The organism is Pseudomonas sp. D(2018) (genome assembly GCF_005502555.1).
GTDB classification, from domain to species: Bacteria; Pseudomonadota; Gammaproteobacteria; order Pseudomonadales; family Pseudomonadaceae; genus Metapseudomonas; species Metapseudomonas resinovorans.
This window is the reverse complement of the sequence record NZ_SCOK01000038.1, coordinates 20,895-44,389: the sequence shown is the minus strand read 5'-3', so window position 1 is coordinate 44,389 and position 23,495 is coordinate 20,895. Positions and strand designations below refer to the sequence as shown.

Sequence of the window (23,495 nt, the reverse complement as noted above, 5' to 3'; positions counted from 1 at the left end):
GCGTTTTTATTTCAAAGGCTTAGACATGAATCCTGATACTCCTCTTCAACTTCTGGGTGGCCTCTCCGCGCGCGAATTCCTGCGCGATTACTGGCAGAAAAAGCCACTCCTGATCCGCCAGGCCATCCCCGGATTCGAAAGCCCCATTTCCCCTGACGAACTCGCGGGCCTGTCCCTGGAAGAGGAAGTCGAGTCTCGCCTGGTGCTCGAGCACGGAGAACGCCCCTGGGAATTGCGCCGCGGCCCGTTCGCCGAAGATACCTATCAGAACCTGCCCGAACGCGATTGGACCCTACTGGTCCAGGCGGTCGACCAGTTCGTGCCGGAAGTCGCCGAGCTACTGGAAAATTTCCGCTTCCTGCCGAGCTGGCGCATTGATGACGTGATGATCAGCTTCGCCGCGCCAGGCGGTGGCGTAGGGCCGCATTTCGACAACTACGACGTGTTCCTTCTCCAGGGTCACGGCCGCCGCCGTTGGAAAATCGGCCAGATGTGTGACGCCGAGAGCGCCTTGCTACCCCACGCCGACCTGCGCATCCTCGCCGACTTCCAGCAGACCGACGAATGGGTGCTGGAACCCGGCGACATGCTCTACCTGCCGCCGCGTCTCGCCCACTTCGGCATCGCCGAAGACGACTGCATGACCTACTCCGTGGGCTTCCGCGCGCCCAGCGCCGCCGAGGTACTGACCCACTTCACCGACTTCCTGGCCCAGTTCCTGCCGGACGAGGAGCGTTACAGCGACGCCGGCGCAGCGCCTGTCAGCGATCCCCACGAGATTCAACGGGACGCCCTGGACCGACTCAAGTCCCTGCTCACCGAGCACATGAGCGACGAGCGCCTGCTGCTTACCTGGTTCGGCCAGTTCATGACCGAGCCGCGCTACCCGGAACTGCTGGCCGGCGCCGAAGTGGAAGAGGACGATTTCCTGGGCGCCATCGAAGACGGCGCAGTGCTGGTCCGCAACCCAAGCGCGCGCCTGGCCTGGTCCGAGGTGGACATTGGCCTGGTGCTCTTCGCCAGCGGCCAGAGCCGCCTGCTGCCCGCCAGCCTGCGCGACCTGCTGAAGCTGATCTGCGCTGCCGAGGCACTGCACCTGGAGAATCTCGGCCAATGGCTGGCCGATGACGAGGGGCGTAAGCTTCTACTGGAACTGGTCAAGCAAGGAAGTCTGGAGTTTGCCGATGAGTGAGATACACGTCCGCGTTGCCGACTGGCAGAAGGACAATGCCGACCTGCGCCGCATCCGTGAGGCCGTGTTCATCGCCGAACAGTCCGTCGCACCGGAGCTGGAGTGGGACACCGAAGATGCGGACGCCGTGCACTTTCTCGCCTTCGAGCGGGACTATGCTATCGGCACCGCCCGCCTGCTTCCCGACGGCCATATCGGCCGCGTTTCGGTGCTCAAGGACTGGCGCGGACTGAAGGTTGGCGATCGGCTGCTACAAGCCGCTATCGCCGAAGCCGAACGTCGTGGTCTGAAGCGTCAGATGCTTTCCGCCCAGGTCCACGCTACCGCGTTCTATGAACGCCACGGCTTCAAGATCGTCAGCAGCGAGTTCCTCGAGGCTGGCATTCCCCACGTGGACATGGTGCGCGAAAGCCAGTAGAGGCCCAGATGAACGAGAACGCCCCGGAACTCACTGAGAACGAAGTCGAACTACCGGCCATCGAATTCCAGTCGCCGGGGCGCTTCAGCGTTCACAACCCCTCCCTCCAGACCGAAGCGCCCGAATGGGAACCCGCTCCCTTCGGCCTAGGCGCCCACGACCGCCTCGAACGCTTCAGCGTCCCGGAGGACGCACGCGCCCACGCCCTGGCGCTGATGCAGCAGGCACGCCGCCGGCTTTGCCTGTACAGCCCCGATCTGGAGCCCTGGCTCTACCACAACAGCGCCATCCAGCAGGCCTGCACCCGGCTTCTGGTCAGCGACCCGAAATGCCAGCTGCGAATTCTCGTGCGCGACCTGAGCCGCGCCGTAAAGGAAGGCCACCGGCTGCTCAGCCTGAGCCGGCGCATTTCCAGCAACTTCCAGATTCGCCGGATCAACCCCGACCACCCCTCGGAAGACTTGGCCTATCTCATTGCCGACGACCGCGGCCTGCTCGTGCGCCCTGAGCCTGAGCAGTACGCCGGCTACGCGCTGTACAACGACCCCGGAAGGACCCGGCTGCAGCAAACCCGCTTCGACCAGGCCTGGGACCTGAGCATTACCGACCCCGACTTGCGGAACTTCCTGATATGACCCCACGCGCCCTGCTCGCTGCCCTCCTCCTGATCATCTGCCTGCCTCTGCAGGCGGCGACGGAACTCATCCAGCTGCGCTATCGCACAGCCGATGAGCTGCTGCCGATGGCGCAATCCGTATTGGGCAACGAGGGTCGAGTCAGCGCCTACGGCAACCAGCTCATCGTCAATGCCGAACCAGCGAAGATCACCGAACTGCGCAATCTGCTGGACCAGCTCGATACCCAACCGCGACGCCTGCTGATCAGCGTCGACACCAGCGACAGCAACTTCCAGAGCGACCGCGGCTATGCAGTCAACGGATCAGCCAGCGTCGGTGGAGTCGATGTCCAGGCGGGTCGCGGCGAAGTCCATGGACGTGACCAGGTGCGCATCATCCGCCGCAGCACTGACAGCCGCGGCGGCGGTGTGCAGCAGGTCCAGACCACAGAAGGCTATCCGGCGCTAATCCAGGTCGGCCAGAGCGTACCCATCACCTCCACCAGCAGCGGCCCCTACGGCGAGGTGTACAGCAACACCGAATACCGCAATGTCACACGCGGTTTCTACGTCACCGCGACGCTCACGGGCGAGCTGGTGCACGTCAACATCAGCAGCAACCGCGACCGCTTGAACAGCAGCCAGCCAGGTGTGATCGACGTGCAGAGCACCGACACCAAAGTCAGCGGTCGCCTCGGCGAATGGATCACCATCGGCGCCGTGAACGAAGACAGCCAGTCCGACCAAAGTGGCTTTTTGCGCCACCGCACCACTCAGGGCCGTGAAGACATGACCCTGCGCCTCAAGGTCGACGCGGTCGACTGACTGCACATTTTCAGACCGGCCAGTCTCAGCCAAAAGTATTATGTAGTAGTCCAAAAAAAACACTACAAAACGTTTGACGAACGCCTGTTTGAAAGAGCATGATGGCCTCGCTCCCGCTAGCCAGGGGCCCTGAATAGGGCCTCCGGATCGCGCTCCCGGCCAACCAGCCGAGCCGATCCGTGTTGTAACGGCCCATAAGGCAGTGCGACGAGGTTGCGACTGGAACGTAGTTGTCCTGAGGGACGGGGAAGCGTCAGCAACATCCGCAAGATCGAAGGCAGTGCCCGGCCATCACCCAACGGTTTCCACGAACCGGCAAGTGAGCCAGGAGTGCAAATTTACCCATCGATCCTGTGAGCGTGTGCATCTCCTCACCCTACCCTCAGCTTCAATCTCTTCCAGTTGGTCCTTCGACGCGCTGCGGTGAGCAACCCGCAATAACCTTCAGAACGCAGGTTTTTGAGTGGGAAAGTCGGTGCTCAACCACATATACACTTTGAAGGATTGACCATGTCCGCATATCAAAACGACATCAAGGCCATTGCCGCACTGAAAGAAGTGAACGGTAACAGCTGGAGCGCTATCAACCCCGAGTCGGTTGCCCGCATGCGCGCACAGAACCGCTTCAAGACCGGTCTGGATATCGCCAAGTACACCGCGGCCATCATGCGCAAGGACATGGCCGAGTACGATGCCGACTCCTCCGTCTACACCCAGTCCCTGGGCTGCTGGCATGGCTTCATTGGTCAGCAGAAGCTGATCTCCATCAAGAAGCACCTGAAGACGACCAACAAGCGCTACCTCTACCTCTCCGGCTGGATGGTTGCTGCGCTGCGCTCCGACTTCGGCCCGCTGCCCGACCAATCCATGCACGAAAAGACCGCCGTTTCCGGTCTGATCGAAGAGCTCTACACCTTCCTGCGCCAGGCTGACGCCCGCGAACTGGACCTGCTGTTCACCGCCATGGACGCCGCTCGCGCCGCTGGCGACAAGTCCAAGGAAGCTGAAATCCAGGCCCAGATCGACAACTACGAAACCCACGTAGTACCGATCATCGCCGACATCGACGCTGGTTTCGGTAACCCGGAAGCCACCTACCTGCTGGCCAAGAAGATGATCGAAGCCGGTGCCTGCTGCATCCAGATCGAGAACCAGGTTTCCGACGAGAAGCAGTGCGGCCACCAGGACGGCAAAGTGACCGTTCCGCACGAAGACTTCCTTGCCAAGATCAACGCTGTTCGCTACGCCTTCCTCGAGCTGGGCGTTGATGATGGTGTGATCGTTGCCCGTACCGACTCTCTGGGTGCCGGCCTGACCAAGCAGATCGCCGTGACCAAGCAACCGGGCGACCTGGGCGACCAGTACAACTCCTTCCTGGACTGCGACGAAATCAACGCCTCCGACCTGCAGAACGGCGACGTAGTGATCAACCGCGGCGGCAAGCTGCTGCGTCCGAAGCGCCTGCCGAGCAACCTGTTCCAGTTCCGCAAGGGCACCGGCGAAGATCGCTGCGTCCTGGACTGCATCACCTCGCTGCAGAACGGCGCCGACCTGCTGTGGATCGAAACCGAGAAGCCCCACGTTGGCCAGATCAAAGGCATGGTTGACCGCATCCGCCAGGTCATCCCGAACGCCAAGCTGGTTTACAACAACAGCCCGTCCTTCAACTGGACCCTGAACTTCCGCCAGCAAGTGTTCGATGCGTTCGTTGCTGAAGGCAAAGATGTTTCCGCCTACGACCGCGCCAAGCTCATGAGCGTCGAGTACGACGAAACCGAGCTGGCCCAGGTTGCAGACGAGAAGATCCGCACCTTCCAGCGCGATGGTTCGGCCCACGCCGGCATCTTCCACCACCTGATCACCCTGCCGACCTACCACACTGCCGCACTGTCCACCGACAACCTGGCCAAGGGCTACTTCGCCGACCAGGGCATGCTGGCCTACGTGAAGGGCGTTCAGCGTCAGGAACTGCGTCAGGGCATCGCCTGCGTCAAGCACCAGAACATGGCTGGCTCCGACATCGGCGACAACCACAAAGAGTACTTCGCTGGCGAAGCGGCTCTGAAAGCGAGCGGCAAAGACAACACCATGAACCAGTTCCACTAAGAGGAACTGCCACCGGCCGACCACGCATCGGCCGGACATGGCGAGTCAAAAACCCCGGTGCTTGCACCGGGGTTTTCTTTTGCCCCTTTACCCTGTTGCCGGACAGAACCAACCTGCCGTCCGCAATGGGTTGCCAAGGCGCGGTACCTTCCTAGAATCAGCGAAAAACCTGGAGCTCCGGCCGTGCCGCGAACCCTGCTGCTGATCCTGCTGCTCATCTCCCCCGCCCTGCGCGCCGGCGACCTGGAACTGTTGGTCAGCCCGCCACAACTGGCGTTGCTCCTTGGCGAACTGAAAAACAACCAGCACCCGCGCTTCGCCGTGGTCGACTACGGTCGCGCCTCCACACTCCCCCGCTTCTACCTGTTCGACAGCCGCAGCCACGCTTTGCTAGGCAGCTTCCGGGTTGCGCACGGCAAGGGATCGGACCCGGATCACGATAGTTACGCCGACCGCTTTTCCAACGACTTCGGCAGCCGCGCTACCTCCCTTGGCCTGTTCCGCACGTCACAGGTATTCGACAGCGAAGAACCCGGACATGGCCGCTCCATGCGCCTCATCGGCCTCAGCCCGAGCAACAGCAATGCCGAAGCGCGCGCCATCGTCATTCACGCCAACGCGTATATGGAGGACGCCTTCATCCTTGAGCACGGAGTACCAGGGCGCAGCTACGGCTGCCTGGTCCTGGCCAGCACTGATCGAGACCAGGTCATCGCGCAACTGAAGGGTGGCGCGCTGATCTTCGCCATCAGCCAGAAGCGCCAAGCCGTGGCGAACAACTAACGCAAACCATGCTGCCCCTCCCACGCAACAGCTTCTCCATCTCACTGTCACCGTTCCGTCGCCTTCAGCATTTAGCGTCAGATCTCCGTCGATTCGCCTGCGTGGAGATCCGCCTTGAACCAACACAACGACAAAGCCGTGCTCTTTGGCAACGGCGACGAACTGCCCAGCAACACATCCGACAACCCGCACATCAACGACCTGATTGGCGGACTCAACCGCCGTCAACTGTTGATCGGTGGCGCCGCCATGAGCACCCTCGCCTTCCTTGGCGCCGCCATTCCGGGTGAAGCCCTGGCAGCAGAGCCACACGCCAAAGGCTTCCCCTTCAAGCCCCGCTCTCGCCTGCCCTTCGAGGCCATTCCTACCGGCCGCGTAGACAGCATTACCGTTCCGCCGGGCTACACGGCCACGCCCTTCATTCCCTGGGGTACGCCGATCACCGGACGCTATCCGGCCTTTGCCGATGACGCCAGCAACAGCGCCCAGGACCAGGCGGAGCAGATCGGCATGCACCATGACGGCATGCATTTCTTCCCCATCGATGCCCGCCGCGGTTCCGGCATGCGTTCGGACCACGGCCTGCTCGTACTGAACCATGAATACATCGACGCCCCGCTGCTGCACCCCAACGGCCCGACAGTCGTGGATGGCAAGCGGGTCAGCGCCGATGAAGTACGCAAGGAGATCAACGCACACGGTGTGTCTGTGGTAGAGATCCGCCGAAATGTTCGCGGGGAATGGGAGGTCGTGCCGAGTCGCCGCAACCGCCGCATCACCGCCGCCACACCCATGAAGATCTCCGGCCCGGCCCGTGGCCACAAGCTGCTGCAAACCCGCTACAGCCCGCAAGGCACAGCCACCCGAGGCACCCAGAACAACTGCGCGAACGGATTCACCCCCTGGGGCACCTACCTCACCTGCGAGGAGAACTGGGCCGGCTACTTCGCCACCCGCGACGCCGACCTACCCCGCGAACTCAAGCGCTACGGCCTTCGCAGCAGCAGCCGCTTCGGCTGGGAAACCCTGCCGGGCGACGAGTTCGAACGCTTCGACGCCACTCGCAAAGCGGCCGACGCCAAGGGCGACTATCGAAACGAGCCGAACCACTTTGGCTGGATTGTCGAGATCGACCCCTTCGATCCGGACTCCACGCCGATCAAGCGCACCGCCCTGGGTCGTTTCGCCCATGAGGGGTTGATCTTCGCCCCAGTGAAACCAGGCCGGCCCGTGGTCTGTTACTCCGGCGACGACTCCCAGAACGAGTACATCTACAAATACGTCAGTCGCGACAAGTACCGTCCCGGACAGGCCAACGGTCGCCTGCTGGACGAAGGCACCCTTTACGTCGCCCGCTTCAATGCCGATGGCAGCGGCGACTGGCTGGCCCTGGACATCAACGACCGCAATTTCCTCAAGGCCTGCCTGACCGCCGGCGTCGCTTTTGCCGATCAGGGCGAAGTACTGATCAATACACGCCTGGCCGCTGACATCGTTGGCGCCACCCGTATGGACCGCCCGGAATGGGGCGCGGTGAATCCGGACAATGGCGAGGTCTACTTCACCCTCACCAACAACACCGCGCGCACCAACGCCGACGCAGCGAACCCGCGCCCGGCCAACGCCTACGGCCATATCATCCGCTGGCGCGAGAACAGTCGCGACCATGCAGGCCATCGATTCGACTGGAACATCTTCCTGCTCGCCGGCCCCGAGGGAGATAGCCGTGGCCCGAACGGCAATCCGCTGGGCGCGCAGAACATCCTCGCCAGCCCGGACGGCCTCTGGTTCGACGACGAGGGTCGCCTGTGGATCCAGACCGACATGAGCGGCAGCCAATTGAGCGCCGGCCCCTTCGGCAACAACCAGATGCTGGTAGCCGACCCGCGCAGCGGCGAATTGAAGCGCTTCCTGGTCGGCCCAACAGGCGCCGAAGTGACCGGCATCAGCGCGACGCCGGACTTCCGCACCCTGTTCGTCAACATCCAGCACCCGGGCGAAGGCTCCACCGCCACGAACCTGCTAAGCACCTGGCCCGACGGCCCAGGCAAGCGCCCGCGCTCCTCCACCGTGGTCATCACGCGCGAAGACGGCCGCCGCCTACTCTGAATCCCCTCAAGGATTTCGGCCGACCCATGCGGGTCGGCCTCTTTTTCCACCCTGGAAAGGCAGCATGAACAAAAACAAATGGAATTGTCGCAATTATGAAAACGACTTGAAGAGCAACTTAGGAGGACGCCAGGAGTATTTGTTATTTGCAGTTTTTAAGTTCTGCAAGACCATTCTCGTGTAGTGATTAATTAACCACCAATCAAACGCTAATGACTATCATTACCATGGCATTACCAACCCTCTGTGCGACATAAGGCCGCAATCAGACAAAGGCCTAATAAAACCCTGAAAACCCCGCCGCCATTGGCCTACAGCCAAGCAAGCAGCCCAGAATCCGGCTGCACGGGCAATTTTTTGGCTTGAAAAATTTACTTGCACACCCGCTCGGGCATAAAATTGTCGGAATCGATTGCCTGGGCATCATTGATCCCCGGCATTAAACCTTTTAACGCAAGTGAACGCCGTTCCTTGTCTTAAGGAGTTCCGGCATGTCGGACGCTACTGCCATCATCTCCCACAACTGGGGTTTCGCTGTTTTCCTGTTGGGTGTCGTCGGCCTCTGCGCCTTCATGATCGGGGTTTCTAGCCTGCTCGGCAGCAAGTCCATCGGTCGCAGCAAGAACGACCCCTTCGAATCCGGCATGCTCCCCACCGGCACTGCTCGCCTCCGCCTCTCCGCAAAATTCTATCTGGTCGCGATGCTCTTCGTGATCTTCGACGTCGAAGCCCTCTTTCTCTTCGCTTGGTCCGTCTCCGTCCGTGAAAGCGGCTGGGCCGGCTTTATCGAAGCAACCATTTTCATAGCAATTCTGTTGGCAGGTCTTGTCTACCTTTGGCGCATCGGGGCGCTTGATTGGGCTCCCGAAGGTCGTCGCAAGCGGCAGGCGAAGCTAAAACAATGAGGCTTTGGCAATGCAATACAAACTTACTCGGATCGATCCGGATGCCACTTATGAGCAGTATCCGATCGGCGAACGGGAGACCGTTTCCGACCCGCTGCTAGAAGATCAGGTGCACAAGAACATCTTCCTGGGCAAGCTCGAGGATGTTCTCAACGGCGCAGTCAACTGGGGTCGCAAGAACTCCCTGTGGCCGTACAACTTCGGCCTCTCCTGCTGCTACGTGGAGATGACCACCGCCTTCACCGCACCGCACGACATCGCGCGATTCGGTGCGGAGGTCATTCGTGCATCACCGCGCCAGGCGGATTTCATGGTCATCGCCGGCACCTGCTTCATCAAGATGGCACCGGTCATCCAGCGCCTCTATGAGCAGATGCTGGAGCCCAAGTGGGTGATCTCCATGGGTTCGTGCGCGAACTCCGGCGGTATGTACGATATTTACTCGGTCGTTCAGGGCGTGGACAAGTTCCTTCCCGTGGACGTCTACATTCCCGGCTGCCCGCCCCGTCCGGAGGCGTTCCTGCAAGGCCTGATGCTGCTGCAGGAATCCATCGGCCAGGAGCGCCGCCCGCTATCCTGGGTCGTGGGGGACCAAGGCATTTACCGTGCCGACATGCCCTCCGAGCGGGAAAAGCGCCGCGAACAGCGTATTCAGGTCACCAACCTGCGCAGCCCCGACGAAGTCTGAGCCTGTTCTTCTCCGGAAGACCCCAGGCTCATTCTTTACGTTGACCGATAGCGACCGAGACCATGACTGCAGACACCGTTCTGTCTATTCCGCCTTATAAGGCTGACGACCAAGACGTCGTCGTAGAGCTCAATTCCCGCTTTGGCGCCGAAAGCCTGACCATCCAATCGACCCGCACCGGCATGCCGGTGATCTGGGTCGCCCGTGACAAGCTGATCGACGTCCTCAAGTTCCTGCGCAATCTCCCGCGCCCCTACGTCATGCTGTACGACCTGCATGGCGTCGACGAGCGCCTGCGCACCCAGCGTCGCGGCCTGCCGAACGCAGACTTCACGGTGTTCTACCACCTGATGTCGCTGGAACGTAATAGTGACGTGATGATCAAGGTGGCCTTGTCCGAGGGCGACCTCAACCTGCCCACCACCACCGGCATCTGGCCCAACGCCAACTGGTACGAGCGCGAAGTCTGGGACATGTACGGCATCACCTTTGCCGGGCACCCGCACCTGTCGCGGATCATGATGCCCAACACCTGGGAAGGTCACCCGCTGCGCAAGGACTACCCGGCGCGCGCCACCGAATTCGACCCCTTCAGCCTGACCCTGGCCAAGCACCAGCTTGAAGAAGAAGCTGCGCGCTTCCGCCCGGAAGACTGGGGCATGAAACGCCACGGCGAGAACGAGGACTACATGTTCCTCAACCTCGGCCCGAACCACCCCTCCGCCCACGGTGCCTTCCGCATCATCCTGCAGCTGGACGGCGAAGAGATCGTCGACTGCGTGCCGGAAGTCGGTTACCACCACCGCGGCGCCGAGAAGATGGCCGAGCGCCAGTCCTGGCACAGCTTCATTCCTTACACCGACCGCATCGACTACCTCGGCGGCGTGATGAACAACCTGCCGTACGTGCTCGCGGTCGAGAAGCTCGCCGGCATCAAGGTGCCGCAGCGCGTCGATTTCATCCGCGTGATGATGGCCGAGTTCTTCCGGATCACCAGCCACCTGCTGTTCCTGGGTACCTATATCCAGGACGTCGGCGCCATGACCCCGGTGTTCTTCACCTTCACCGACCGCCAGCGCGCCTACAAGGTCATCGAAGCCGTCACCGGCTTCCGCCTGCACCCGGCCTGGTACCGCATCGGCGGCGTCGCCCACGACCTGCCGCGCGGCTGGGATGGCCTGGTGAAAGAGTTCGTCGAATGGCTGCCCAAGCGCCTCGACGAGTACGAAAAGGCCGCCCTGCAAAACAGCATCCTGCGTGGCCGTACCATCGGCGTGGCCCAGTACAACACCAAGGAAGCCCTGGAATGGGGCGTCACCGGTGCTGGCCTGCGTTCCACCGGTTGCGACTTCGACCTGCGCAAGGCACGCCCCTACTCCGGTTACGAGAACTTCGAGTTCGAAGTACCGCTGGCCCACAACGGCGATGCCTACGATCGCTGCATGGTTCGCGTCGAAGAGATGCGCCAGAGCATCCGCATCATCGACCAGTGCCTGAAGAACATGCCGGAAGGCCCGTACAAAGCGGACCACCCGCTGACCACGCCGCCACCGAAAGAGCGCACACTGCAGCACATCGAAACCCTGATCACCCACTTCCTGCAGGTTTCCTGGGGCCCGGTCATGCCGGCCAACGAAGCCTTCCAGATGATCGAGGCGACCAAGGGCATCAACAGCTACTACCTCACCAGCGACGGCAGCACCATGAGCTACCGCACCCGGATCCGGACGCCCAGTTTCCCCCACCTGCAGCAGATTCCTTCGGTGATCCGCGGCAGCATGGTGGCAGACCTGATCGCCTACCTGGGCAGTATCGACTTCGTAATGGCTGACGTGGACCGCTGATATGAGCACCCTTATCCAGACCGACCGTTTCGTCCTCAGCGAAACCGAGCGCTCGGCCATCGAGCACGAAATGCATCACTACGAGGACCCGCGTGCGGCGTCCATCGAAGCCCTGAAGATCGTCCAGAAAGAGCGTGGCTGGGTGCCGGACGGCGCTGCTGACGCCATCGGCGAGATTCTTGGCATCCCCGCCAGCGACGTCGAAGGCGTGGCTACTTTCTATAGCCAGATCTTCCGTCAGCCGGTCGGCCGCCACGTGATCCGCGTGTGCGACAGCATGACCTGCTACGTCGGCGGCCATGAATCCGTCGTTGCCGAGATGCAGAAGCAACTCGGCATCGGACTCGGCCAGACCACCACCGACAACCGCTTCACCCTGCTGCCGGTCTGCTGCCTGGGCAACTGCGACAAGGCCCCGGCCGTGATGATCGACGACGACACCTTCGGCGACGTCCAGCCTGACGGCGTTGCCCAACTGCTGGAGGCCTACCAATGAAGACCCTTACCTCCATCGGTCCGGCCAACCGCATCGCCCGCAGCGAAGAAACCCATCCGCTGACCTGGCGCCTGCGTGAAGACGCGCAGCCGGTATGGCTCGACGAGTACCAGCAGAAGAACGGCTACGCCGCCGCTCGCAAGGCCCTGACCGAAATGGCCCAGGCCGAGATCGTTCAGCAGGTCAAGGACTCCGGGCTCAAGGGCCGCGGCGGTGCGGGCTTCCCCACCGGCGTGAAGTGGGGCCTGATGCCGGCCGACGAATCCATGAACATCCGCTACCTCCTGTGCAACGCGGACGAAATGGAACCCAACACCTGGAAAGACCGCATGCTGATGGAACAGCTGCCGCACCTGCTGGTGGAAGGCATGCTGATCAGCGCCCGCGCCCTCAAGGCCTATCGCGGCTACATCTTCCTGCGCGGCGAGTACGTCGACGCGGCGCGCAACCTCAACCGCGCCATCGACGAAGCCAAGGCCGCCGGCCTGCTGGGCAAGAACATCCTGGGTTCGGGCTTTGACTTCGAACTCTTCGTCCACACCGGCGCCGGCCGTTACATCTGTGGTGAAGAAACCGCCCTTATCAACTCCCTGGAAGGTCGCCGCGCCAACCCGCGCTCCAAGCCGCCCTTCCCCGCCGCCGTCGGCGTCTGGGGCAAGCCCACCTGCGTCAACAACGTCGAGACCCTGTGCAACGTGCCGGCAATCGTCGCCAACGGCGTGGACTGGTACAAGACCCTCGCCCGCCCGGGTAGCGAAGACATGGGCACCAAGCTCATGGGCTTCTCCGGCAAGGTGAAGAACCCCGGCCTGTGGGAATTGCCCTTCGGCGTTCCGGCTCGCGAGCTGTTCGAAGACTACGCTGGTGGGATGCGTGATGGCTTCAAGCTGAAAGCCTGGCAGCCCGGCGGTGCCGGTACCGGTTTCCTGCTCCCTGAGCACCTCGATGCGCCCATGTATGCCGCCGGCATCGCCAAGGTGGGCACCCGTATGGGTACCGGCCTCGCCCTGGCCGTGGACGACAGCATCAACATGGTCTCCCTGCTCCGCAATATGGAGGAGTTCTTCGCGCGCGAGTCGTGCGGCTGGTGCACGCCTTGCCGCGACGGTCTGCCCTGGAGCGTCAAGCTCCTCCGCGCGCTGGAGCGCGGGGAAGGCCAAGCCGGCGACCTGGAGACCCTGGAGCAGCTCGTCGGCTTCCTCGGCCCAGGCAAGACCTTCTGCGCCCATGCACCGGGCGCCGTCGAGCCGCTGGGCAGTGCCATGAAATATTTCCGTCCGGAGTTCGAGGCAGGCATCGCACGCCAGATCCCGGCAGCGCGACCGATCCCCGTCGGCGCCTAAGAAAAAGGATTCGCGCAGCGGCGGCCGCAACCCGGCCCCGCGCGCACGCTGATTCCATTAGCCAAAGCCCGGTCACACGGGCAGATGAAGACTGAACCATGGCCACTATCCACGTAGACGGCAAGACGCTCGAAGTCGATGGTGCAGACAACCTCCTGCAGGCCTGTCTGTCCCTCGGACTCGACATCCCCTACTTCTGCTGGCACCCGGCGCTCGGTAGCGTCGGCGCCTGCCGCCAGTGCGCGGTGAAGCAGTACACCGACGAGAACGACAAACGCGGTCGCCTCGTCATGTCCTGCATGACCCCCGCCACCGACAACTCCTGGATTTCCATTGATGACGAAGAGGCCAAGCAGTTCCGCGCCAGCGTCGTCGAATGGCTGATGACCAACCACCCGCACGACTGCCCGGTGTGCGAGGAAGGCGGCCACTGCCACCTGCAGGACATGACGGTAATGACCGGCCACAACGCCCGTCGCTATCGCTTCACCAAGCGTACCCACCAGAACCAGGAACTCGGCCCGTTCATCGCCCACGAGATGAACCGCTGCATCGCCTGCTACCGCTGCGTGCGCTACTACAAGGACTACGCCGGCGGCACCGACCTCGGCGTCTACGGCGCCCACGACAACGTCTACTTCGGCCGCGTCGAAGACGGCACCCTCGAGAGCGAGTTCTCGGGCAACCTGGTCGAGGTCTGCCCGACTGGTGTGTTCACCGACAAGACCCACTCCGAGCGCTACAACCGCAAGTGGGACATGCAGTTCGCCCCGAGCATCTGCCACGGCTGCTCCAGCGGCTGCAACATCAGCCCCGGTGAGCGTTACGGCGAGATCCGCCGCATCGAGAACCGCTTCAACGGCTCGGTGAACCAGTACTTCCTTTGCGACCGCGGCCGCTTCGGCTACGGCTACGTCAACCGTGAGGATCGCCCGCGCCAGCCGCTGCTGGGTAACCAGAAGCTGAGCCTGGACGGCGCCCTGGACAAGGCCGCCGAACTGCTGAAAGGCAAGCGCGTGATCGGCATCGGTTCGCCCCGCGCCAGTCTCGAAGGCAACTTCGCCCTGCGCGAACTGGTTGGCACCGAGAACTACTACTCCGGCATCGCCGCCAGCGAACTGGCGAACCTGCGCCTGATCCGCGACGTCCTGCAGAACGGCCCGCTACCGGTCCCCACCCTGCGCGACATCGAGAAGCACGACGCGATCTTCGTCCTCGGTGAAGACCTGACCCAGACTGCTGCCCGCATGGCCCTCGCCCTGCGCCAGGCCGTCAAGGGCAAGGCCACCGAAATCGCCGCCTCGATGAAAATCCAGGACTGGCACATGGCCGCCGTGCAGAACGTCGCCCAGAACGCCCTGAACCCACTGTTCATCGCCAGCGTTGCCGCCACCCGCCTGGATGACGTCGCCGCTGAAAGCGTCCACGCCGCACCGGCTGACCTGGCGCGCATCGGTTTCGCCGTGGCCCACGCCATCGACCCGAGCGCCCCGGCCGTGGAAGGCCTGGAAGGCGAAGCGGCCGAACTGGTCAAACGCATTGCCGATGCCTTGCTGGCCGCCAAGCGTCCGCTGGTCATTTCCGGCGCTTCCCTTGGCGAAAAAGCCCTGATCGAAGCCGCCGCCAACATCGCCAGCGCCCTGAAGAACCGTGAGAAGAACGGCTCCATCAGCCTGGTAGTACCAGAAGCCAACAGCATGGGCCTGGCCCTGTTCGGTGGCGAGTCCCTGGAAGCCGCCCTGGAGGTCCTGACCTCCGGCAAGGCCGACGCTGTCGTGGTCCTGGAAAACGACCTGTACCGCCGCGCCGACGCCGCCAAGGTGGACGCTGCCCTGGCAGCCGCCAAGGTCGTCATCGTTGCCGACCACCAGCAGACCGCCACCGTCGAACGCGCCCACCTGGTGCTCCCGGCTGCCAGCTTCGCCGAAGGCGATGGCACCCTGGTCAGCCTGGAAGGCCGTGCCCAGCGTTTCTTCCAGGTCTATGACCCGTCCTACTACGACGCCAACATCCTCGTTCGCGAAGGCTGGCGCTGGCTGCACGCACTGCACAGCACCCTGCTGGGCAAGTCCGTCGACTGGACGCAACTGGACCAGGTCACCGCCGCCTGCGCCGACAGCAGCTCGCTGCTGGCCGGCATCCGCGACGCGGCTCCGAGCGCCTCGTTCCGCATCAAGGGCCTGAAGCTCGCCCGTGAGCCGCACCGCTACAGTGGCCGCACGGCCATGCGCGCCAACATCAGCGTGCACGAGCCGCGCCAGCCGCAGGACAAGGACTCGGCCTTCGCCTTCTCCATGGAAGGTTATGCCGGCAGCGCCGAACCCCGTCAGCAGATCCCCTTCGCCTGGTCCCCGGGTTGGAACTCGCCGCAGGCCTGGAACAAATTCCAGGACGAAGTCGGTGGCCACCTGCGCGCCGGCGACCCGGGCATTCGTCTGATCGAAGCCAAAGGCCAGGCTCTTCCCTGGTTCAGCGTCAATGCTGCCTTCAACCCGGCCCAGGGCACCTGGCAGGCCGTGCCGCTGCACCACCTGTTCGGCAGCGAGGAGAACAGCTCCCGCGCCGCTCCGGTGCAAGAGCGCATCCCGCAGCCCTACGTGGCCATGGCCAAGGACGAAGCCGATCGCCTCAGCGTCAATGATGGCGCCCTGCTCGCCCTGACCATCAATGGCCAGACCCTGCGTCTGCCGCTTGCCGTCAAGGAAGAAATGGGTATCGGCCTGATCGGCCTGCCTGCCGGTCTGCCGGGTATTCCGGCGGTCTTCGCCGGTGCCGTCGTCACTGCCGTACAGGAGTCCGCGCAATGAGCTGGCTGACGCCCGAACTGATCGACATCGTCGTCACCGTCCTCAAAGCCATCGTAATCCTGCTCGGGGTGGTCGTGACCGGTGCGCTGCTCTCCTGGGTGGAACGCCGTCTGCTGGGCCTGTGGCAGGACCGCTACGGCCCGAACCGCGTAGGCCCGTTCGGTGCCTTCCAGCTTGGCGCGGACATGATCAAGATGTTCTTCAAGGAAGACTGGACCCCGCCGTTCGCCGACAAGCTGATCTTCACCCTGGCGCCCATCATCGCGATGAGTGCCCTGCTGATCGCGTTTGCCGTGGTGCCGGTCACCCCCACCTGGGGCGTGGCCGACCTGAACATCGGCGTGCTGTTCTTCTTCGCCATGGCCGGCATCGCGGTCTACGCAGTGCTCTTCGCCGGCTGGTCGAGCAATAACAAGTTCGCCCTGCTCGGCAGCCTGCGTGCCTCGGCCCAGACCATCTCCTACGAGGTGTTCCTGGCGCTGTCGCTGATGGGCATCGTGGCCCAGGTCGGCTCCTTCAACATGCGCGACATCGTTGAATACCAGGCCCAGAACCTGTGGTTCATCATTCCGCAGTTCTTCGGCTTCTGTACCTTTTTCATCGCTGGCGTCGCCGTGACTCACCGTCACCCGTTCGACCAGCCGGAAGCGGAACAGGAACTGGCCGACGGCTACCACATCGAATACGCCGGCATGAAATGGGGCATGTTCTTCGTGGGTGAGTACATCGGCATCGTGCTGATCTCCGCCCTGCTCGTGACCCTGTTCTTCGGCGGCTGGCATGGCCCGTTCGGCATCCTGCCGCAGATCCCCTTCATCTGGTTCGCGCTCAAGACCGCCTTCTTCATCATGCTGTTCATCCTGCTGCGCGCGTCGATCCCGCGCCCGCGCTATGACCAGGTGATGGCCTTCAGCTGGAAGGTGTGCCTGCCGCTGACCCTGATCAACCTGCTGGTGACCGGCGCGCTCGTGCTGGCCGCGGCCCAGTAAGGAGAAACACCATGATCAAAGAAATCATCCACGTCGTGCATGGCACCTTCACCCAGCTTCGCAGCCTGGTGATGATCTTCGGCCATGCCTTCCGCAAGCGTGACACCCTGCAATACCCGGAAGAGCCCGTGTACCTGCCGCCGCGCTACCGCGGCCGCATCGTCCTCACCCGCGACCCCGATGGCGAAGAGCGTTGCGTAGCCTGCAACCTCTGCGCCGTGGCCTGCCCGGTCGGCTGCATCTCCCTGCAGAAGGCCGAGACCGAGGACGGTCGCTGGTACCCCGAGTTCTTCCGCATCAACTTCTCCCGCTGCATCTTCTGCGGCCTGTGCGAAGAAGCCTGCCCCACCACCGCGATCCAGCTGACCCCGGATTTCGAGATGGGCGAGTTCAAGCGCCAGGACCTGGTGTACGAGAAAGAAGACCTGCTGATCTCCGGTCCTGGCAAGAACCCGGACTACAACTTCTATCGCGTGGCGGGTATGGCCATTGCCGGCAAGCCGAAAGGTGCCGCGCAGAACGAGGCCGAGCCGATCAACGTGAAGAGCCTGCTGCCCTAAGGAGACGCGCGTGGAATTCGCCTTCTATTTCGCCGCTGGTGTGGCCGTTGTCTCCACCCTGCGTGTGATCACCAACACCAACCCGGTGCATGCCCTGCTGTACCTCATCGTCTCGCTGCTGGCGGTGTCGATGTGTTTCTTCGCCCTGGGCGCGCCCTTTGCCGGCGCACTGGAAATCATCGTCTACGCGGGCGCCATCATGGTGCTGTTCGTCTTCGTGGTGATGATGCTCAACCTCGGTCCGGCAATCGCCGAACAGGAGAAGAAGTGGCTCAAGCCCGGCATCTGGACCGGCCCAGCCCTGCTCTCCCTGATTCTGCTGGCCGAACTGCTGTATGTGCTGTTCGGCAATGCCACTGGCGCCACCATCGGTCACACCACCGTGGACGCCAAGGCCGTTGGCATCGCCCTCTTCGGCCCGTACCTGCTCGCTGTGGAGCTGGCTTCCATGCTGCTGCTGGCAGCCCTGGTCGCCGCCTTTCACCTCGGCCGCCACGAAGCTAAGGAATAAGCCATGAACGCAATCCCACTGGAACATGGCCTCGCGGTCGCCGGCATACTCTTCTGCCTGGGGCTGACTGGCCTGATGGTGCGCCGCAACATCCTCTTCGTGCTCATGAGCCTGGAAGTCATGATGAACGCTGCCGCGCTGGCCTTCGTGGTCGCCGGCGCCCGTTGGGCCCAGCCTGACGGCCAGATCATGTTCATTCTGGTGATCAGCCTTGCAGCCGCCGAAGCCAGTATCGGCCTGGCGATCCTGCTGCAGCTGTACCGCCGCTTCCATACCCTCGATATCGACGCTGCCAGCGAGATGCGCGGATGAACCTTCTATTCCTCACTTGCCTGTTCCCGCTGCTCGGCTGGTTCATCCTGGCCTTCTCCCGCGGGCGTTTCTCCGAAAACACCTCCGCCGTCATCGGCGTCGGTTCCGTGGGCCTCTCGGCCCTGATCGCCGCCTGGATCATCTGGCAGTTCAACGTGGCCCCGCCGGAAGGCGGCGTCTACACCCAGGTGCTCTGGCAGTGGATGAGCGTGGCGGGCTTCGCGCCCAGCTTCACCCTCTACCTGGACGGCCTCTCCCTGACCATGCTCGGCGTGGTCACCGGCGTCGGTTTCCTGATCCACCTGTTCGCCTCCTGGTACATGCGTGGTGAAGAGGGCTACTCGCGCTTCTTCGCCTACACCAACCTGTTCATCGCCAGCATGCTGTTCCTGGTGCTGGGCGATAACCTGCTGTTCCTCTACTTCGGTTGGGAAGGCGTGGGGCTGTGCTCGTACCTGCTGATCGGCTTCTACTTCAAGCACACCGCCAACGGCAACGCGGCGCTTAAGGCCTTCATCGTGACCCGCGTGGGCGACGTGTTCATGGCCATCGGCCTGTTCATCCTGTTCTTCCACCTGGGCACCCTGAACATCCAGGAGCTGATGAAGCTGGCCCCCGAGAAGTACGTCGCCGGTGACACCTGGCTGTGGGTCGCGACCCTGATGCTGCTCGGCGGCGCCGTGGGCAAATCCGCCCAGCTGCCGCTGCAGACCTGGCTGGCCGACGCGATGGCGGGCCCGACCCCGGTTTCCGCGCTGATCCACGCGGCGACCATGGTGACCGCGGGCGTCTACCTGATCGCCCGTACCCACGGCCTGTTCCTGCTGACCCCGGAAATCCTCGAGCTGGTGGGTATCGTCGGTGGCGTGACCCTGGTCCTGGCCGGCTTCGCCGCCCTGGTGCAGACCGACATCAAGCGTATCCTCGCCTACTCCACCATGAGCCAGATCGGCTACATGTTCCTCGCCCTGGGCGTTGGCGCATGGGACGCGGCGATCTTCCACCTGATGACCCACGCCTTCTTCAAGGCCCTACTGTTCCTCGCTTCGGGCGCGGTGATCAACGCCTGCCACCACGAGCAGAACATCTTCAAGATGGGCGGCCTGTGGAAGAAGCTGCCGCTGGCCTACGCGAGCTTCATCGTCGGTGGTGCGGCACTGGCAGCCCTGCCGCTGATCACCGCCGGTTTCTACTCCAAGGACGAGATCCTCTGGGAAGCCTTCGCCAGTGGTCACTCCGGCCTGCTCTACGCCGGCCTGGCGGGCGCCTTCCTGACCTCGATCTACACCTTCCGCCTGATCTTCATCGCCTTCCATGGAGAAGCGCAGACCGAAGCCCATGCTGGCCACGGCGTCGCCCACTGGCTGCCGCTGACCGTGCTGATCGTGCTCTCTACCTTCATCGGCGCGCTGATCACGCCGCCGCTGGCCGGCGTCCTGCCGGAAAGCGTCGGCCACGCCGGTGGCGAAGCCAAGCACAGCCTGGAAATCGCCTCGGGCGCCATCGCCCTGGCGGGCATCCTGCTGGCCGCCCTGCTCTTCCTTGGCAAGCGCCGTTTCGTCAGCGCACTCGCCCAGAGTGCACCGGGCCGCTTCCTTGGTGCCTGGTGGTACGCAGCCTGGGGCTTCGACTGGCTCTACGACCTGCTGTTCGTCAAACCCTACCTGCTGGTCTGCCGCCTGCTCCGTCGCGATCCCATCGACGGCACCATCGGCCTGGTTCCACGCGTGGTAAGGGGCGGCAACTTTGCCCTCAGCCGTAGTCAGACCGGCCAGCTGCGCTGGTACGCCGTATCCATCGTCGGCGGAGCCGTGCTCGTGCTCGGCGCCGTGCTGCTGACCTGAATCTTCTTAAGGAATTGAGCCCGTCATGATTCTGCCCTGGCTAATCCTGATTCCCTTCATCGGCGGCCTGCTCTGCTGGCAGGGTGAGCGCTTCAGCGCCACCCTGCCCCGCTGGATCGCCCTGCTGACCATGTCCCTGCTGTTCGTCCTCGGCCTCTGGCTGTGGGCGACCGGTGACTTCACCCTGGCACCCGCCCCTGGCACCGATCCGGTCTGGGCCCATGAGTTCCAGGTGCAATGGATCGAGCGCTTCGGCGTCACCGTCCACCTGGCAATGGATGGCATCTCGGTCCTGATGATCGTCCTCACCGGCCTGCTCGGGGTGCTTTCGGTACTCTGCTCCTGGCGTGAGATCCAGAACCGCGTCGGCTTCTTCCACCTCAACCTGATGTGGATCCTCGGCGGCGTGGTCGGCGTTTTCCTCGCCATCGACCTGTTCCTGTTCTTCTTCTTCTGGGAAATGATGCTGGTGCCGATGTACTTCCTCATCGCGCTCTGGGGTCACAGCGGCAGCAAGGGCAAGACCCGGATCAACGCCGCCACCAAGTTCTTCATCTACACCCAGGCCAGCGGCCTGATCATGCTGGTGGCCATCCTCGGCCTGGTGCTGGTGAACTACAGCAACACCGGCGTGCTGACCTTCAACTACGCCGACCTGCTGAAGGCCCAGCTCGCCCCGGGTACCGAGTACCTGCTGATGCTCGGCTTCTTCATCGCCTTTGCAGTGAAGTTCCCGGTGGTGCCGTTCCACTCCTGGCTACCCGATGCCCACGCCCAGGCACCGACCGCAGGCTCCGTCGACCTCGCCGGCATCCTGCTGAAGACCGCTGCCTACGGCATGATCCGCTTCGCCCTGCCGCTGTTCCCCACCGCCTCGGCCGAGTTCGCGCCGATCGCCCAGTGGCTTGGCGTGTTCGCCATCGTCTACGGTGCCCTGCTGTCCTTCGCCCAAACCGACATCAAGCGCCTGGTGGCCTATTCCAGCGTGTCCCACATGGGCTTCGTGCTGATCGCCATCTACTCCGGTAGCCAGATCGCGCTGCAAGGTGCCGTCGTCCAGATGATCGCCCACGGCCTCTCCGCCGCCGCACTCTTTATCCTGTGTGGCCAGCTCTACGAGCGCCTGCACACCCGTGACATGCGCGAGATGGGTGGCATCTGGAACCGCATGCCCTACCTGCCCGCCATCAGCCTGTTCTTCGCTGCTGCGGCACTGGGCCTGCCGGGAACCGGCAACTTCGTCGGTGAGTTCCTGATCCTGGTCGGCGCCTTCCAGCAAGTGCCCTGGATCGCCGTCCTGGCCTCCACCGGCCTGGTGTTCGGTTCGGTCTACTCGCTGATCATGATTCACCGCGCCTACTTCGGCCCGGCGAAGAACGAGAACGCCTACGAAGGCCTGAGATACCGCGAACTGACCATGGTCCTGGGCCTTGCCGGCCTCTTGATCCTGCTCGGTGTTTACCCGCAACCGGTACTGGATACCTCTGCTGCGACCATGCATGGCGTGCACCAGTGGCTGGATTCCGCCGTCAATCAACTCGTTGCCCGGTAAGTAGGTTATGGAATTCACGACTCAACACCTGATCGCCCTGCTGCCGCTGCTGGTCACCTGCGCCACTATTGTCGTGGTCATGCTGGCCATTGCCTGGAAGCGGCACCACTCCTGGACCTTCGGCCTGTCGGTCATCGGTCTCAACCTCGCCCTGCTCTCCATCCTGCCGGCGCTCAAGGTCACCCCCCTGGAGGTGACCCCGCTGATGATGGTGGACCACTTCGGCGCCTTCTACATGGCGCTGGTCCTGGCCGGTACCCTCGCCTGCGTCACCCTGATCCACGCCTACCTGGGTGGCGAGTCGGGCAAAGGCTACCCGGGCAACCGCGAAGAGATGTACCTGCTGATCCTCCTGTCCGCCGCCGGCGGCCTGGTACTGGTCACTGCGCAGCACCTGGCCGGCCTGTTCATCGGCCTGGAACTGCTTTCGGTGCCGGTCTATGGCCTGGTGGCGTACGCCTTCTTCAACAAGCGCTCCCTGGAAGCCGGCATCAAGTACATGGTGCTGTCCGCCGCGGGCTCCGCGTTCCTGCTGTTCGGCATGGCCCTGCTCTACGCCGACGCCGGCAGCCTGAGCTTCAGCCAGTTGGCCGCTGCCGGAACCTCCAGCGTGCTGTCCCAGCTCGGCATCGGCATGATGCTGATCGGCCTGGCGTTCAAGCTGTCCCTGGTGCCCTTCCACCTCTGGACCCCGGACGTGTACGAAGGCGCACCCGCGCCGGTCGCCGCCTTCCTGGCCACCGTCAGCAAGGTTGCCGTGTTCGCCGTGCTACTGCGCCTGTACCAGCTGTCCCCGGCCACCGCCGGTGGCTGGCTGAACGACCTGCTGACCGTGATCGCCATTGCGTCGATCATCTTCGGCAACCTGCTGGCGCTGGTGCAGAACAACATCAAGCGTCTGCTGGGCTACTCCTCCATCGCCCACTTCGGCTACCTGCTAGTGGCGCTGATCGCGAGCAAGGGCCTGGCGGTGGAAGCCATCGGTGTCTACCTGGCCACCTACGTGCTGACCAGCCTGGGCGCCTTCGGTGTGGTCACCCTGATGTCGACCCCCTACAGCGGCCGTGACTGCGACGCCCTGTACGAGTATCGCGGCCTGTTCTGGCGCCGCCCGTATCTGACCGCCGTGCTCACCGTGATGATGCTGTCCCTGGCCGGTATCCCGCTCACTGCTGGCTTCATCGGCAAGTTCTTCGTGATCGCCGCCGGTGTCGAGTCCGGCTTGTGGTGGCTGCTGGGCGCCATGGTCCTGGGCAGCGCTATCGGCGTGTTCTACTACCTGCGCGTCATGGTCACGCTGTTCCTGGTCGAGCCGAACCTGCGCCGCCACGATGCCGACATGCATTGGGCCCAGCGAGCTGGCGGCATCATGCTGCTGTTCGTGGCGTTGCTGGCCTTCTTCCTCGGCGTCTACCCGCAGCCGCTGCTGGACCTGGTCCAGCACTCCGGCCTGGTGGCACTCGCCAACTGAGGCGAACCCCGAGCAACAAAGAACCCGGCACCTGCCGGGTTTTTTGTGGGTGCTGGAAACGCCTGCGACCGCTCAGGTGGGCCTGTACCAGCGCCCAACGCCAGGACAACCGCCAGCGAAAGAG

20 protein-coding genes are annotated in these 23,495 nt (G+C 63.3%); all 20 read left to right on the top strand.

The genetic code is table 11. The annotated features are described in order from the left end of the window. Positions 1-25: 25 nt before the first annotated feature. Positions 26-1,192 (top strand): cupin domain-containing protein, encoded by a 1,167-nt coding sequence (locus FFS60_RS20930; RefSeq protein ID WP_028628737.1) that lies wholly within the window; start codon positions 26-28, stop codon positions 1,190-1,192. Next, positions 1,185-1,610 (top strand): GNAT family N-acetyltransferase, encoded by a 426-nt coding sequence (locus FFS60_RS20925; protein WP_028628738.1) that lies wholly within the window; start codon positions 1,185-1,187, stop codon positions 1,608-1,610. The genes FFS60_RS20930 and FFS60_RS20925 overlap by 8 nt, the downstream gene beginning before the upstream one ends. Positions 1,611-1,618: 8 nt before the next feature. Then, positions 1,619-2,245 carry a histone acetyltransferase HPA2 gene (locus FFS60_RS20920; RefSeq protein ID WP_137823050.1) on the top strand — a complete coding sequence of 209 codons (627 nt, stop codon included), beginning with the start codon at positions 1,619-1,621 and terminating at the stop codon, positions 2,243-2,245. Next, complete coding sequence (locus FFS60_RS20915) at positions 2,242-3,051, top strand: secretin N-terminal domain-containing protein (RefSeq protein WP_028628740.1); 810 nt, start codon at positions 2,242-2,244, stop codon at positions 3,049-3,051. The genes FFS60_RS20920 and FFS60_RS20915 overlap by 4 nt, the downstream gene beginning before the upstream one ends. 510 nt (positions 3,052-3,561) lie before the next feature. After that, positions 3,562-5,157, top strand: a complete 1,596-nt coding sequence (locus FFS60_RS20910) for an isocitrate lyase (protein ID WP_137823049.1) — start codon at positions 3,562-3,564, stop codon at positions 5,155-5,157. Between the two features lie 183 nt (positions 5,158-5,340). Further along, positions 5,341-5,940, top strand: coding sequence for a murein L,D-transpeptidase catalytic domain-containing protein (locus tag FFS60_RS20905; protein WP_137823048.1), 600 nt, complete (start codon positions 5,341-5,343; stop codon positions 5,938-5,940). A 114-nt stretch (positions 5,941-6,054) separates the two neighbouring features. Further along, positions 6,055-8,049, top strand: coding sequence for a PhoX family phosphatase (locus FFS60_RS20900; RefSeq protein ID WP_137823047.1), 1,995 nt, complete (start codon positions 6,055-6,057; stop codon positions 8,047-8,049). 491 nt (positions 8,050-8,540) lie between these two features. After that, positions 8,541-8,954, top strand: a complete 414-nt coding sequence (locus FFS60_RS20895) for an NADH-quinone oxidoreductase subunit A (RefSeq protein WP_028628744.1) — start codon at positions 8,541-8,543, stop codon at positions 8,952-8,954. 10 nt (positions 8,955-8,964) lie between these two features. Continuing rightward, a complete protein-coding gene (locus FFS60_RS20890; RefSeq protein ID WP_028628745.1) occupies positions 8,965-9,642 on the top strand; it encodes an NADH-quinone oxidoreductase subunit B family protein in 678 nt (225 codons plus the stop codon). A gap of 62 nt (positions 9,643-9,704) precedes the next feature. Then, positions 9,705-11,486 carry an NADH-quinone oxidoreductase subunit C/D gene (gene nuoC / locus FFS60_RS20885; RefSeq protein WP_028628746.1) on the top strand — a complete coding sequence of 594 codons (1,782 nt, stop codon included), beginning with the start codon at positions 9,705-9,707 and terminating at the stop codon, positions 11,484-11,486. 1 nt (position 11,487) lies between these two features. After that, complete coding sequence (gene nuoE / locus FFS60_RS20880) at positions 11,488-11,982, top strand: NADH-quinone oxidoreductase subunit NuoE (protein ID WP_028628747.1); 495 nt, start codon at positions 11,488-11,490, stop codon at positions 11,980-11,982. After that, positions 11,979-13,325: an NADH-quinone oxidoreductase subunit NuoF gene (gene nuoF, locus FFS60_RS20875; RefSeq protein ID WP_028628748.1), complete on the top strand. Its 1,347-nt coding sequence runs from the start codon at positions 11,979-11,981 to the stop codon at positions 13,323-13,325. Before nuoE ends, nuoF begins: the two co-directional genes overlap by 4 nt. Before the next feature lie 98 nt (positions 13,326-13,423). Beyond that, on the top strand, positions 13,424-16,132 hold the full coding sequence (gene nuoG, locus FFS60_RS20870) for an NADH-quinone oxidoreductase subunit NuoG (RefSeq protein WP_137823046.1): 2,709 nt from the start codon (positions 13,424-13,426) through the stop codon (positions 16,130-16,132). After that, entirely contained in the window at positions 16,129-17,121 is a 993-nt protein-coding gene (nuoH, locus tag FFS60_RS20865) for an NADH-quinone oxidoreductase subunit NuoH (protein ID WP_028628750.1), read from the top strand. Before nuoG ends, nuoH begins: the two co-directional genes overlap by 4 nt. A gap of 11 nt (positions 17,122-17,132) precedes the next feature. After that, positions 17,133-17,681 (top strand): NADH-quinone oxidoreductase subunit NuoI, encoded by a 549-nt coding sequence (nuoI, locus tag FFS60_RS20860; RefSeq protein WP_028628751.1) that lies wholly within the window; start codon positions 17,133-17,135, stop codon positions 17,679-17,681. A gap of 10 nt (positions 17,682-17,691) precedes the next feature. Further along, positions 17,692-18,192 carry an NADH-quinone oxidoreductase subunit J gene (gene nuoJ, locus FFS60_RS20855; protein ID WP_137823045.1) on the top strand — a complete coding sequence of 167 codons (501 nt, stop codon included), beginning with the start codon at positions 17,692-17,694 and terminating at the stop codon, positions 18,190-18,192. Positions 18,193-18,195: 3 nt separating this feature from the next. Beyond that, positions 18,196-18,504, top strand: coding sequence for an NADH-quinone oxidoreductase subunit NuoK (nuoK, locus tag FFS60_RS20850; RefSeq protein WP_028628753.1), 309 nt, complete (start codon positions 18,196-18,198; stop codon positions 18,502-18,504). Then, a complete protein-coding gene (nuoL, locus tag FFS60_RS20845) occupies positions 18,501-20,348 on the top strand; it encodes an NADH-quinone oxidoreductase subunit L (protein ID WP_028628754.1) in 1,848 nt (615 codons plus the stop codon). The genes nuoK and nuoL overlap by 4 nt, the downstream gene beginning before the upstream one ends. 25 nt (positions 20,349-20,373) lie before the next feature. Next, the gene (gene nuoM, locus FFS60_RS20840) at positions 20,374-21,900 is read left to right on the top strand and encodes an NADH-quinone oxidoreductase subunit M (RefSeq protein WP_137823044.1); all 1,527 of its coding nucleotides are present in this window, start codon (positions 20,374-20,376) and stop codon (positions 21,898-21,900) included. A 7-nt stretch (positions 21,901-21,907) separates the two neighbouring features. Next, positions 21,908-23,371, top strand: a complete 1,464-nt coding sequence (nuoN, locus tag FFS60_RS20835; RefSeq protein WP_028628756.1) for an NADH-quinone oxidoreductase subunit NuoN — start codon at positions 21,908-21,910, stop codon at positions 23,369-23,371. The last annotated feature ends 124 nt before the right edge of the window (positions 23,372-23,495 follow it).